This is a genomic window from Nonomuraea sp. NPDC049152 (assembly GCF_040648355.1).
GTDB lineage: Bacteria > Actinomycetota > Actinomycetes > Streptosporangiales > Streptosporangiaceae > Nonomuraea.
This window is the reverse complement of sequence record NZ_JBEZDO010000007.1, coordinates 42,953-56,823: the sequence shown is the minus strand read 5'-3', so window position 1 is coordinate 56,823 and position 13,871 is coordinate 42,953. Positions and strand designations below refer to the sequence as shown.

The following is a 13,871-nucleotide window of genomic DNA, read 5'->3' as shown; positions in this document are numbered from 1 at the left end:
TACCCACCCTATGGCGATCTTCCCGAATACGCCCGCCCTTGGATCGGCTCGATGTGCACCGGGTACGGCGGGCTCGACCTGGCCGTCATGGGCGTCTACGGCGCTCGCCTGGCGTGGTGCGCCGACAACGATCCGCACGTAGCGGAGATCCTCGATGCCCGCTTTCCGACCGTCCCGAATCTTGGCGATCTGACCACCGTGGACTGGAGCGCCATCCCGCGCGTGGACATCGTCACCGCCGGATTCCCCTGCACCGACATCAGCTACGCCGGCCGCGGCGCCGGACTCACCAAGGAGACCCGCAGTGGACTCTGGTTCACCATCGCCGACGCCCTTCGCGTCCTACGACCTGGCCTCGTCATCCTGGAGAACGTCGCCGCCCTCCGCAGAAGAGGACTCGACCGTGTACTCGGGGACCTGGCCGCCCTCGGGTACGACACGGCGTGGACATGCCTACGCGCCAGCGACGTCGGAGCACCCCACCGTCGCGAGCGCCTGTTCATCCTCGCCGTCGCTGCTGCCGACCCCCGCAGCGTGCAACCCGAACGACGGAGAGCGCCTGGAGTCCTGGCTGGACCGGCGCACCCAGCAGAAGCCCGGCCGGGCCATGCCCCTGGCGATCGCGATCAAGCTCCTCCTGTCCACCCCGAAAGCCTCGGACGGGAGCAAGGGCTACGCCAGGCATACCGACTCCAAGGGCTACTCGACGCTGCCTGGCATCGTCACCAGGATTGGGGCCCCTACGAGCCAGCCATCCGGCGATGGGAAGCCATTCTCGGTCGACCCGCCCCCAACCCCACCGAACTCGGAACCCGAGGCCAGCCCAGACTTGCGGCGACCTTCGTAGAGTGGCTCCTCGGCCTGGCCGAGGGCCACGTCACCGCGGTCCCCGGTCTTCCCCGCACGGCCAAACTCAAGGCTTTGGGCAACGGCGTCGTCCCTCAGCAGGCCGCATTCGCCCTCAGGGTTCTCACCGACCGTTTGGGCGGTGAATCGTGAAGCAGGAATCGTGCTGGTGGAGCTATGCCGCATGCGTCGGGGCTAATCCCGATCTCTTCTATCCGCCGCAAGGCGGTTCCTCAACCGAAGCGATCACCATCTGCCGCGCCTGCCTGGTGAGGACCGAATGCCTGATCCACTGCCTCGTCCATGGCGAGATGTACGGAATCTGGGGCGGCACCACCGAAGCCGAACGGCGCGACATCCGGCGGGCGGTGACTCGGTGTCCGTAGCCGAGAACGACCCTCCCACCAGGCCACATTTCCCCTCCCAGGGACCTCTCAAGCCACAGCCCCTTCCCTACGCTCAACAAGAGGAGGCCGAACCACTTGGAATCGAGATCGGGCTCGTTCCACTCCATGGGGCGGACGGACGGTCGCTGCGTGCGACCCAGGCGAGCGTGATCCACGAACTGCTGTGCTGGTTCGCCGCACATGACACCGACGAGGAGAGCGATGAGCGGATGGGGATCGGGAGGCAGCCAGGACCCGTTTGACGGTCTCCGAGTCGCCTGGTGCGGCCGGACCTCGACCGAGGACCTGCAGGACCCCACCCTTTCCCTGCCCCGACAGCTCGACAACAGCCGGGCGGCCCTGCCGCCCGGCGCCGTCATCGTCGCCCACTTCTACGACATCGAGTCCGGCCGCAAGAACCTCGAAGACCGGGGGTACGGCACCGCCCACGAACACTTCACCATCCCCATTCCGCGCGACGGCGGCATCCAGGACCTGCTGGCTGAAGCAGCCCGGGACAACCGGCGCTTCGACGCGGTGATCTGCGAGTCGATCGACAGGATCTCCCGCCGCACCTTCTACGGCACCAAGATCGAACACGACCTGGAGCAACTCGGCGTCGCACTCTTCGCGGCTGACGAGCCCATCACCCTGAACGGCAAGCGGGCCACGGCGATCCTCACCCGCCGCGTTAAGCAGGGCATCGCCGAGTGGTACGCGGTGCAGATGATGGAGGCTTCCTGGGACGGTCTGCGCACCCATACCCAGCAGGGCTGGAACGTCGGCCGTCCGCCGTACGGCTATCTCGCCGACAAGGTGCCGCACCCGGTTCCCGCGAAGGCGGCCGACGGCAAGTGCAAGACCAGGCTCGTCCTTGACCCGGTTCGCGGCCCGGCCATCACGCAGATCTTCGCGTGGCGTGTGACCGAGCGCCTGGGCTACGGCGACATCGCCGATCGGCTCAATGCCGACCGCGAGCGCTATCCACCGCCGGAGTCGCTGAACCCGAACTTCCGAGGCCGCAATGCCTGGTGCCGCTCAGGAATCAGGGAGATGCTGCTCAACCCTAAATACACCGGTTACATGGTGTGGAACCGCAAGGCGACCACCAGCCGTCGGGGGAGCAGCCGCAGCATGCTCAACCCTCCCAGCGCCTGGGTCTGGTCCACGCACCCCACCCACGAGCCACTGGTCACCAGAGAGACGTACGAGGCTGCCCAGAAGGTCGGGCGCACACGAAACACCTCCCGCGCCGGCTCGGATGTCAACAGCCACCCGCGGACCCGCCACACCTATCTCCTGCGTTCGTTCGTCTTCTGCGAGCTGTGTGGCCTCCGGATGAATGGCCAGACCGAGACCCGGCGGAAGGTTGGGGAGTACGCCTACCACTTCTGTCAGCCCAGCATCAATAACAAGGGCAGGGAAGACCGCTTCCCCGATCACCCCAAGGTCGTACGAGTGCGTGAAGACACTCTCATCGCCGCCGTTCACGACCTGTTCCAGCGCCGAATCTTCGGCCCGCACCGTCACGAGCTACTCGCCGCCGAACTCCCTGTGAGCAGCGACAAGGCGGAACAAGAGTGGGAGTTCCGCTGCAAGGCGCTGAAGAGGAGCGTCGCGGACATCGTCAGGAAGCAAGACCGCCTCATCGCTCAGATCGAGGACAACGACGCCGATCCCGAGTTCTCACGCCGCCTGCAAACGCGCTTCTCTGAGCTGGAGAACAACCGCCGAGCCAAGTCTCATGAGCTAGCCGAGGTTCAGGCGGACCCGCCCGCCCGAGACCATCAGGTCGAGCTGCTTCACATGATCCCCCTGCTCCAGACCAGGCTCGCCGACCTCCCCGTTGCCCTGCAGCGCAAGCTCTTCGCGGCTTTTCACCTGGAGATCCGCTATGACCACAGGACCCGGATCGCCCTGATCAGAGTCACTGTCGACGCCGAAACCATCGAAGGAGTCGCCGCTATGGCAGAACACGTCCCTGACAACGAAAACAGCCGCCCGCTGGATGCGGGCGGCGGTGCCGAAGTTTTGCTGCGTGCCCCCGGCATGATTCGAACATGCGACACCCGCTTTAGGAGAGAGCGGGTGGTGACGCTAACCAACCTACGCTGACCTGGCGAAGCGCGGTGTCAAGCTCGCATGGCTGGCTTGATCATGCCGCATATGTCCCACGTCCCTACTGACCACGGTCACCATGTCATCCAGTGGCAAGCCGACCCGGAGCGCAGGGCCGCCAAGGCCCGAGCACCGGAAGCGGGCGCGGCAGCATGGCCTTCCGCTTCCGGTGGAGCTACGTTAGCTGAAGATTTCCGATCCAAATCATGTCAAGTAGTGGTGTAGTCGGGTTCTCCGCCGCCCTCCTCAGCCGAGGAATTGCTTGGGATGCCGACGACTTCGACGATCACCCCATGGTCACGCTGGAGAGTATCGGCGAGCGCGACGAGCGCAACTTGGGCAAACGGATAGAGCGAGTCGGGCGTTAGTTCCTTGCCTTTGAGGAGGATGGCCAGCACGACCTTGCCCGGCACGAAGTTCTCTGGCACGGTGAGCAGGCCGCCGCTCAGCTCCGCCACCTTCGCGCTGAACTTCGCGCGAGCATCCGGCTCGTTGTACAACGTCCGAGTCGAGATCAGCGCCTGGGCGAACTGGTGGCTGAGGGGCTCCGAGCTGTGCGCCGCCTTGACATGCACAAGCGTGTGCCGGTCGGTCAGCCCGTCACACACCTCGTAACCCTTACCCCGGCGCTGCTGCCGGGTCCGGCTGAACTGGCGATCAAGGCACAGGTACCGGCCTCGTCCAAACGTGTTCTGCATGCGCATGTTGTACTCCTCCTCGGACTCACCGGCCCGCCACGGCAACATGGTCACCTCCGACTCGGGTACGATGAGCTCCTGCAGGCGGCGCCGCATCGACTCGACGTAGCCGGCACCGCACTCGTACCATTCCCCGTCGCTGAGCTGGTAGATGCGTGACCCAATCGCCGCCACAGCCTCGAACCAGCGGATGGCCCGGGTCCTGCCGATCGGCTCCTTTCCTTCACGGTCGGCACACATCTCGACAGTCCCGTCGCGGAGCGCGACGGAGGGGCTGGTGCAGTGCTGTACCTTGCACCGTCGGCGGAGGTCGTCGAGATCGAGCTCCTCCCGGACGATCGCGACGCTACCGACCTTGATGCGGTACGAGCGAGCCTCGTGGCGCAGGTCGACCAGGGCGGCCGGGACTGCCACATGCAGCCGGGCGTCGCCCTGCCCGCGGAGTGCCTCATCCAGCAGCGCGTCCAGCTTGTCGCGGAGCGACTCGGAGCCCACCGGCCGGATGGCTTCCAGCCGTTCGAAGTCGGGTGGCACCTCGCGCTCGCTGATCTCGTTCAACCGGTGCAGCAGGGCTCGAAACGCCGTCGGCTCCAGCGGGATGGGCAAGCGCAACCCGTCCGCACCTTCGACAGAGACGCTTTCCCGGTGGTTGAGACCGAGGTCGGCGGCCTTGATCAGGCCACCGAGCTTCTTGACCAGCTCGGCGTAGTCTCGGATGCCGACACCACCGATAGGGATGCCGTCCGGGACGTAGGTGGAGTCGTGCCGTGGCAGGCCGCCGAGCGCCCGTCGGTCCACGTCGCGCACCCGTGCCGGGTCGACCGCGCGCAGCGCGCAGTGCAGACCGAAGCCCGGCTCACGGGAGTCAGTGACCGCAAGGTACCCCTGACCGAAACCGATCCCATAGACGTACGGCTCCGCCGCCACGATCAGTACCGCTTCGCAGTCCTGCCTGATCAGCGGAAGCGATACGCCTGTGAGCGCGGAGAGGCCAGGAGTCCACCCGGCCTTGGATGGTGGGTGCTGGCGGAAGTAGAGAACCGCCGGCGAACCGTCGATGTCGAGCTCCATGACATCGACGCCCGGCGCGGCGAGGCGGCCGGTGGAGGTGGCTTCGAACATCGCGTCCGCAGTGGGTGCGATGCCGGCGAGTCGGTAAACGGTGGCGGGCAGGGTCGCAGGTGCCATGGCGTACTCCAAGCGAGAAGGGAGGATGAGGAGAACCGCTTGCACCGAGTATGACTGAAAGCGCTGTTAAAAAGTTCCCGCTTGTCTAAGACTGCTTTTCACGGTTACCCTCACGGCAGTCGCTAAGGGAACGGGGAGACCATGTCGCAGCAGCCGGTGTACGTGACCGCCGCCGAGATCTCCCGGCTGGCCGGAGTCACCAGAGCCACCGTCAGCAACTGGCGGCGGCGTCACGCGGACTTTCCCGCTCCCACCGCCGGAGCCGACACCAGTCCGCTCTACGACCTGGAAGCCGTGCGGGTCTGGTTGGCAGCTCACGGGCAGACGAAATCGGGTTCTGCTCTGGCTGAGCTCCGCACACTGCTACGACTCCGGCAGGGAACCGCCATCGCCCACCAACTTCTGCCCTTCGTGCTCGCCGCCGCGCAAGCCGAACGCGACCTGACCGGACTGCCGGACAAGGCGCTCGCCGAAGCGGCCAACCAGGCCGTGGCCAGGCTCGCTGTCCTCCTGGGAAGTTCGCCGCTGACCTATGAGACCGACGACGCACCGGTGCTCCGCGCCATCGTGAGCAGCGTGCGCGACGATGGTGGTCCTGCTGTCGTGGACGTCTTGGCCGAACGAGAGCTCGCCGACAGCAACTCCCCTGGCGCCTTCACCACCCCACGCCAGCTCGCTGACCTCATGGCAGCCCTGCTGGGGACGGATGACCACTACCCCGAGACGGTGTTCGACCCTGCCTGCGGCGGCGGGTCGCTCCTCGATGCTGCCGGCAGTCGGGGAGCGACCGAGCTGCTCGGGCAGGATCGGCTGGAGGTGCAGGCGCTGCGCAGCACCATCCGCCTGACGCTGTCCCGCCCGGAGGCCTTGACGCTGGTGCGCGCCGGCGACAGTCTTCGCGCCGATGCCTTCCATGGGCTGAAGGCGGACGCGGTTCTGTGCAACCCACCGTTCGGGGACCGCGAGTGGGGTCACGACGAACTGCCCTACGACCCTCGCTGGACATACGGCACGCCATCCCGCGGTGAAAGCGAGCTGGCATGGGTACAGCACGCACTCGCCCACCTTGCCCCCGGTGGCCACGCGGTGCTCCTGCTACCGCCGTCCACAGCCACGCGCACGCCCAGCCGGAAGATTCGCACCGAGCTACTCAAAGCAGGTGCCATCCGAGCCGTGATCGCCCTGCCACCTGGCCTCGCTGTCCCGCTGCACGTCGGCCTTCACCTGTGGGTGTTGCGCAATCCCCTGCCAAGTGCGGCTGCCGAACCGATCTTGATGCTCGACCTGTCCGAAGGAACCGGCGACGAAACGCCCGCGTGGGAGACCCTCACGGGCACCACCCTGGCCACCTGGCGGGCCTTCCTCAACGACCCGGCCGAATTCGAACCGGTGCCCGGCAGAGCGAGAGCGGTCCCCGTGGTCGCACTCTTCGGCGACAACGTCGATCTCACACCGATCCGACACCTGCACCGTGCGCAGCTCGACCCGGCAGAGGTTTCCCAGCAGGCCGCTCTCCTACTCAGCGAGCTCTCCCAGAGCCATGCCGATCTGGACACGGCGATCTCGTCTCAACGATGGGCTGCGTCAGACCAGCCCAGGACGTGGCGCACCGCCTTGATCAGCGATCTCGTCCGGGGAGGCCTGCTTGCCGTTCTCCGGCCTGAACCGGCCACACCGGTCATCGTGGCGGCGGGCGACGTCATCCTTCCGAAGGGGATCGCCTCGCGAGAGCGAGCGAGGTACCGGGTGGCTGATGATCGCCATGCGGGAGCCATGCTGGGCGCCGACCTGGTCGCGCTCCGGGTCGACCCGTCCCGGCTGGACCCGTGGTTCCTGGCCGGCTTTTCACTCACAGAGGAGAATCTCGCAACCGCATCCGGTCTGCGTTCCTACATCCCCATCGATCCGCTGCGGTTCAAGGTGCCGCTCCTTCCGCTGGACGAGCAGGTCCGTTACGGCTCCGCCTTCCGTGAGCTGCACCGGTTGGAGGAGGCCGCCCGGCACATGCACGAACTGGCCGTCGAGACCGCCAGGACCGTCTCCTCAGCCCTGACCGGCGGCGGGCTGACACCTCCGCCGCTTTGAGTTTTCCGCTGGATCAGCCCTCCCGCTCTTCGCATTCCCCTCACACTTGAGGACACTGTCCTCCCGGTCGCCACGAGAGAAGGACCCCCGTTGGACCTCGGTAAGCACTCCCAACTGTCCAACCACGCCTGGGCCGTCGCCGACCTGTTGCGCGGCGACTATCGCAGACACGACTACGGCAAGGTGATCCTGCCGTTCACCGTGCTGCGCCGCCTCGAATGCGTTCTGGACTCCACCCGTGACGAGGTCGCCGACGCCGCCGACAAGGGCGAGGAGCGGGAGTTCTTCCTGCGCCGGGCGGCCGGGCACAACTTCTACAACATCAGCCGCTACACGCTGAAGAAGATCGCGGGCGACCCGAAGCACGCCGCCTCGCTGATGAACCAGTACGTTGCGGCCTTCTCCGACAACGCCCGCGAAGTGCTGGAGAAATACGACTTTGCCCAGCAGATCAAGAAGCTGGACGAGGCCGACCTGCTCTACCAGGTCATCGGCAAGTTCGCCGACCTCGACCTAGACCCGCAGGTAGTCCCCAACCAGGCGATGGGCTACATCTTTGAGGACCTGATCCGGCGCTTCGCCGAGGCCTCGAACGAGACCGCGGGTGAGCACTTCACCCCGCGTGAGGTCATCGAGTTGATGGTCAACCTGCTCATCGCGCCCGACGCCGACCTGCTGCGCGAAAGCGGTGTCGGACGTAGCGTGCTCGACCCCGCCTGCGGCACCGGCGGCATGCTCAGCGCCGCCGAGGAGCACATCAAGACGTTCAACAAGGGCGCGACCGTCAAGGCGTACGGGCAGGAGCTAAACCCCGAGTCATGGGCGATCTGCCGCTCCGACCTCATGATCAAGGGCCAGGATCCGGACAACATCGCCTTCGGTAACTCGTTCACCGATGACGGTCACTTGCGGGAGCGGTTCGACTACATGCTGGCCAATCCGCCGTTCGGTGTCGAATGGAAGAAGATCAAGACCCAGATCGAGGACGAGGCGGCGCGCGATCCGGAGGGCAAGTTCCAGGCCGGTCTGCCCCGAATCAACGACGGCTCGCTGCTCTTCCTCCAGCACATGATCTCCAAGATGAAGACGCCCGCGCTGGGCGGAAGTCGCATCGCGATCGTCTTCAACGGCTCCCCGCTGTTTACCGGTGCCGCCGGCTCGGGTGAGTCGAACATCCGCCGCTGGATCCTGGAGAACGACTGGCTGGAGGCGATCGTCGCCCTGCCCGACCAGCTCTTTTACAACACTGGCATCTCCACCTACTTCTGGATCCTCAGTAACCGCAAGTCGCCCGATCACCAGGGCAAGGTCATCCTGCTGGACGCGCGGGAGTACTGGCAGAAGATGCGCAAGTCCCTCGGCGACAAGCGCAAGACAATCGATGCAGACCAGATCAGAGAGATCACCAGGCTGTACGGCGAAGCCCTCACCGTGTCCGGTGACCCTGACCATCCGTTGCACGGCAAGGTTAAGATCTTCCACAACGAGGAGTTCGGCTACCGCCGGATTACCGTCGAGCGCCCGCTCAAGCTCCGATTTGAACTCACCGAAGAGAATCTCGACAAGTTTCGGATCTCCCTGAAGATCTACAACCCGATCGCCGCCGGCAGCGACATCGGTGTCAGCGACCAGGTTGAGGCGGTCCGCCCGCTGCTGGGCTCCACGTGGTGGACGAAGGCCGAGGCCTTCTCGGCTCTACACGCGGCGGTGGCCGCCGCCGGGAGTCCGTGGCCGTCGAAGGCACCTTTTCTCAAGTCGCTCCGTGACGCCATCGGCGTGAAGGACCCGAAGGGCGAGGTGCAGTACAAGAAGAAGGGCGACCCGAACCCGGAACCCGATCCGGACCTGCGCGACTTTGAGAATGTCCCGCTGGACGAGGACGTCGAGGAGTATATGAAGCGCGAAGTTCTCCCGCACGTGCCCGACGCCTGGGTCGACCATGAGAAGACGAAGATCGGCTACGAGGTCCCGTTCACTCGGTACTTCTACGTCTACACGCCCCCGCGTCCCCTAACCGAGATCGATGCCGAACTGAAGTCCCTGGAGGCCGAGATCCAGACCCTCCTCAGCGAGGTGACCGAGTGACCATCAAGCTCCCAGCACTACCCGATGGCTGGACCTCGACCCGCGTGGACAGAGTCGCGTCGGTCAGCGCACGAATCGGCTGGAAGGCACTCACTGCAGACGAGTACCAATCGGAGGGCTATGCCTTCCTGGCCACGCCCAATATCAAGAGCCAAAACATCGACTTCCAGAAAGTCAACTACATCACGGAGGAGCGATACGAGGAGTCGCCTGAGCTGAAGTTGCAGTCGGGCGATGTACTTCTCGCTAAAGACGGCAATACTCTAGGGATCGTTAATATTGTTACGGATCTTCCCCGCCCTGCGACAGTGAACGGATCAATAGCTGTCATCCGCCCCTTCGGGATCTACCCAGCATTCCTCAGATATTTTCTGGCCAGCGGGGTGACACAGGCGGCGATCGAAATGCTCAAGGGCGGGATGGGAGTCCCTCATCTCTTCCAATGGGACATCAACCGGCTACCCATATCCATGCCAGCCATTGAGGAGCAGCGACGGATCGCGGACTTCCTCGACGCCGAGACTGCCCGCATCGACCGCTTGAGCACTCTCCAATTCGAGGCTGCAAAGAGACTCGATGAACGGGACGCCGCGCTCAGAGACACCCTGGTAGACGCTCTCTTCAATGACGTAGGCGAGATCTCGCTTCGACGACTGAGCACTGTCATCGAGCAGGGCGCCAGCCCTCAATGCGAGGCCGTGCCGCGCGAGCCAGGCGAGTGGGGCATCCTCAAGCTGAGCGCTGTGAAGGGAGGAGCTTTTTACCCCCGTGAGAATAAGCGACTCCCTGACGATATTGAACCCGCAAGAGCGAATGAGGTTCGCACCGGAGACTTTCTTGTCACCAGGGCGAACACCCCTAATCTCGTGGGAGACGTGGCGGTTGTGAACGGAGCCTGCGAGCAACTGCTCCTTCCCGATCTTATTTACCGTGTCGGTCTATCTACCAGCGTTCTCCCAGAATTTGTGGCCCAAGTGGCGATGAGCAGTCGAGTGCGGACCTTCATTCAGGCTGTTGCCCGGGGCTCGTCACAGTCGATGGTAAAACTTCGTGGGGAAGACATTAGGGCCTGGCCGATTCCTGCTGCGACGATCGCTCAGCAGAGGGCATTGGTTGAGAATGTTCGAGAAGGGACATCCACAACCGCTCTACTGCGTACAATTATAGGCCGCCAGTTGGCGTTGCTAGCCGAGCGGCGCCAGGCGCTGATCACGGCGGCAGTGACCGGGGAATTTGACGTGCCGTCGGCGAGTGGACGTGAAGTGGAGAAGTGATGGCTGCGAAGCACAACGAGGAAGCCTTCCGGAGCGCCATCCTCGTCGAAATGCAGCAGCGCGGCTGGGAGGTGGGTCACTACTCGGACTACCGCGCCGACCTCGGCCTGGCCACCAGCGAGCTGTTCATATTCATTGGCGCGACCCAGATCAACGAGTGGAACCAACTACTCAGCCTCTACGGAAACGACGCCGGCGCCGCCCAACAGGGGTTCGTCAAGCGACTGAACCAAGCGATCGCCGCCGAAGGCGTCCTTGACGTGTTGCGGGCCGGTGTGAAAGATCGCGGTGTCCGCATTAAGCTGGCCTATTTCAAGCCGAACCTTGTCGAATCCGACGCCGTGTTAACAAACTACCGAGCCAACCGGCTCACAGTCATCCGGGAGATCGCCTACGCGACGAAAGCGGCGGACCAGGGCCACCGCCTGGACCTGGTGCTGTTCGTCAACGGCATCCCGGTCGCCACCGCCGAGCTGAAGAACCCGCTCACCGGGCAGGGCGTGGAGCAGGCCAAGGAGCAGTACAGGGAAAAGCGCGACCCCACCGAGCCGATCTTCGCCCAGAAGTCGGTGGCGAACTTCGCCGTCGACCCTGACCAGGTCTTCGTCGCCCCGAGGCTGCGCGGCAAGAACACGCCGTTCCTTCCCTTCAACACGGGGTCGGAAGGCCCTGGCGAATCCGGCGGCACCGGAAACCCGACGCCGACCGTACCGGGAAAGTATCCGACCTCCTACCTGTGGGAGCAGGTGTGGGAGCGTGACAACTGGCTGGACCTGCTGGAGCGCTTCGTCCACCAGCCCAAGGACAAGAAGGGCAGCGGACGCTCGGCGATCTTCCCCAGGTTCCACCAGTGGGACGCCGTCAAGAAGCTCACGGCGCATGCCGTACGGCATGGAGCCGGCCACAACTACCTGGTGATGCACTCGGCCGGCTCCGGCAAGTCGAACACGATCGCCTGGCTGGCGCACCGCCTGAGTGCGCTGCACACGGCGACCGATGCCCGCGATCTCGATCCCGCAGCGGTGGCCAAAGGGCTCAAGCCCGGCGTGCCGATATTCGACAAGACGATCATCATCACCGACCGGCGCAACCTGGATGCCCAGCTCCGCGAGACGGTCGGCAGCTTCGAGCAGACCGCCGGGCTCGTCATCAAGATCGACGAGCGGCAGGGGGCGAAGTCAGCGCAGCTGGCAACCGCGCTCTCCAAGGAGAGCGGGAAGATCATCACGGTGACCCTGGCCACCTTCCCGGTGCTGGTGGAGTACCTCAAGGACAACCCGACCGAGATCAAGGGCCGAACGTTCGCGATCGTCGTGGACGAGGCGCACTCCTCCCAGTCCGGCGAGGCCGCCAAGGCGGTCCGCGCCGCGCTGCGTGATCTCGGCCTGGACGCCGAGGACGAAGCCCAGGGCGCCACCAGTGTGGACGCCATGCTGAAGCAGAGCGCCGCCGAGCGCAGCATGGCCTCCAACATCTCCTACTTCGCCTTCACGGCCACGCCGAAGGCCAAGACCCTGGAGCTGTTCGGCAAGCTGGCGAAGGTCGACGGCGAGGAGAAGTACAAGCCGTTCCACACCTACGCGATGCGGCAGGCGATCGAGGAGGGCTTCATCCTCGATCCGCTCCGCGCCTACGTCACCTACGACACCTTCTGGAAGCTGGTCAGCAACAACCCCGACGACCGGGAGGTGGACAAGTCGAAGGCCAGTCCACAGCTGGCCCGGTACGCCCTCACCCATGATGCGACCGTCGCGCAGCAGGCGGTCGTCATCGTCGAGCACTTCCTGGCCCACACCCGAGGCAGGATGGGCGGACGGGCCAAGGCGATGGTCGTCACTCCTTACCGGGTCAGCGCGTTGCAGATGTCGCGTGCCATCAAGGAGGAGCTGGAGATCCGCGGCAGCGACATCGGAGTGCTGGTCGCCTTCTCCGGCAGCCTTGACCACGACGGTGACAAGGACATCACCGAGGTCAAGGAGAATGGCGGCCTCGGCGAGGACGCCCTGCCCAAGGCGTTCGCCTACACCCGCGCGGACGACAAGGTTATGAAGGCCGGCGGCAGGGGCCGCGCCGAGTATCGGATCCTCGTCGTGGCCGACAAGTATCAGACCGGCTTCGACGAGCCGCTGCTGACCACGATGTACGTCAACAAAAAGCTGGCGGGCATCGCCGCCGTGCAGACCCTGTCGCGGCTGAACCGGACCGCTGAGCGCAAGTCACAGGCGGACCTGGCCGTCATCGACTTCGTCAACGAGGCCGAGCAGATCAGGGACTCCTTCCGCCCTTACTTCGAGGAGGCGGAGACACTCCCCTCGGACCCGAACCTGCTGTACACAGCGTCGAGCAAGGTCATGGGCCACCAGGTGCTCTACAAGCAGGAGATGCTCGCCTTCGCCGCAGCGCTCTTCGCGGCCGATGAGGCCAGGGTCTCTCGCGAGAAGCTGCACGCTGAGCTCTACCGGCTGCTCGCCCCCGCTGTCAGCCGGTTCAAGGACCTGCTGGACAGCGAGGACGAGGACGACCAGGAGAAGGCCGAGAACTTCCGGTCTGACCTGGACGCCTATGTCAGCAAGTACGGATTCCTCTCCCAGGTCATCCCCTATCAGGACGAGGACCTGGAATTGCTCTACGTCTACGGCCGCTACCTGCTGGCCCGGCTTCCCCACGGCGCCAGGGGTGACGTGGACCTGGGCGAGATCGACCTCACGCATGTCAAGACCGAGAAGACCGGCGAGCACGACCTCGGCCTCACTCCGGAAGGCGCCTCCGTTCTCAAGGGCTTCGGCGACGGTTCCGGCCGGTCCAAGGAGGAGGAGAAGTCGCTGCTATCGCAGCTGATCGAGAAGTTCAACGAGAAGTTCGGCACCAGCTTCACCGAACAGGACATGATCGTCCCGTTTAACGAGACCGTCGCCGACCACGAGGTACGGCAGGCCGCCGTCGCCAACGTGGACCCGGACAACTTCGGGCACGTCTTCAACAAGGTCTTCGAGGAGAAGGTCGCCGACCACGTCGACAGCCTGAAGACGCTGGGCGACAAGTTCTTCGACAAGGACCCCACATTCAAGGTCGCGCTTACCAAGACCGCCCGCAGGGCGGCCTGGCGGCTCATCCGTGAGCAGGAGGGGCTCGACGACGTGGCTTGATGGCTTCTGTTGGACAGTCGAGCTCTTCCATGGTCACACTGATCA

8 protein-coding genes, 1 tRNA gene and 1 pseudogene are annotated in these 13,871 nt (G+C 64.8%); 7 read left to right on the top strand and 3 right to left on the bottom strand.

What is annotated here, in order from left to right; genetic code table 11:
• Window positions 1-51 precede the first annotated feature (51 nt).
• The 3 genes and pseudogenes from dcm to AB0B45_RS15165 form a co-directional block, all read left to right on the top strand.
• On the top strand, window positions 52-999 hold the full coding sequence (dcm, locus tag AB0B45_RS15175) for a DNA (cytosine-5-)-methyltransferase (protein ID WP_358130428.1): 948 nt from the start codon (window positions 52-54) through the stop codon (window positions 997-999).
• A complete protein-coding gene (locus AB0B45_RS15170) occupies window positions 996-1,232 on the top strand; it encodes a WhiB family transcriptional regulator (RefSeq protein WP_358130425.1) in 237 nt (78 codons plus the stop codon). The genes dcm and AB0B45_RS15170 overlap by 4 nt, the downstream gene beginning before the upstream one ends.
• Before the next feature lie 201 nt (window positions 1,233-1,433).
• A pseudogene (locus tag AB0B45_RS15165) lies at window positions 1,434-2,399 on the top strand (recombinase family protein); the annotation flags it as partial.
• Between the two features lie 582 nt (window positions 2,400-2,981).
• On the opposite strand, the gene AB0B45_RS15160 reads toward AB0B45_RS15165, so the two are convergent.
• From AB0B45_RS15160 to AB0B45_RS15150, 3 genes are all read right to left on the bottom strand, one after another.
• Window positions 2,982-3,209, bottom strand: a complete 228-nt coding sequence (locus AB0B45_RS15160; protein ID WP_358130422.1) for a hypothetical protein — start codon at window positions 3,207-3,209, stop codon at window positions 2,982-2,984.
• A 62-nt stretch (window positions 3,210-3,271) separates the two neighbouring features.
• A tRNA-Arg gene (locus AB0B45_RS15155) sits at window positions 3,272-3,353 on the bottom strand.
• Window positions 3,354-3,559: 206 nt separating this feature from the next.
• Window positions 3,560-5,236, bottom strand: a complete 1,677-nt coding sequence (locus AB0B45_RS15150) for a DUF6119 family protein (RefSeq protein ID WP_358130419.1) — start codon at window positions 5,234-5,236, stop codon at window positions 3,560-3,562.
• A 141-nt stretch (window positions 5,237-5,377) separates the two neighbouring features.
• On the opposite strand from AB0B45_RS15150, the gene AB0B45_RS15145 reads away from it, so the two are divergent.
• The 4 genes from AB0B45_RS15145 to AB0B45_RS15130 all read left to right on the top strand — a co-directional run bounded on the left by AB0B45_RS15145 (window position 5,378) and on the right by AB0B45_RS15130 (window position 13,826).
• Window positions 5,378-7,321 carry an N-6 DNA methylase gene (locus AB0B45_RS15145; RefSeq protein ID WP_358130416.1) on the top strand — a complete coding sequence of 648 codons (1,944 nt, stop codon included), beginning with the start codon at window positions 5,378-5,380 and terminating at the stop codon, window positions 7,319-7,321.
• A 90-nt stretch (window positions 7,322-7,411) separates the two neighbouring features.
• Entirely contained in the window at window positions 7,412-9,406 is a 1,995-nt protein-coding gene (locus AB0B45_RS15140; RefSeq protein ID WP_358130413.1) for a class I SAM-dependent DNA methyltransferase, read from the top strand.
• Complete coding sequence (locus tag AB0B45_RS15135) at window positions 9,403-10,680, top strand: restriction endonuclease subunit S (RefSeq protein ID WP_358130410.1); 1,278 nt, start codon at window positions 9,403-9,405, stop codon at window positions 10,678-10,680. The genes AB0B45_RS15140 and AB0B45_RS15135 overlap by 4 nt, the downstream gene beginning before the upstream one ends.
• Window positions 10,680-13,826 (top strand): type I restriction endonuclease, encoded by a 3,147-nt coding sequence (locus tag AB0B45_RS15130; protein WP_358130408.1) that lies wholly within the window; start codon window positions 10,680-10,682, stop codon window positions 13,824-13,826. The genes AB0B45_RS15135 and AB0B45_RS15130 overlap by 1 nt, the downstream gene beginning before the upstream one ends.
• Window positions 13,827-13,871: the final 45 nt, after the last annotated feature.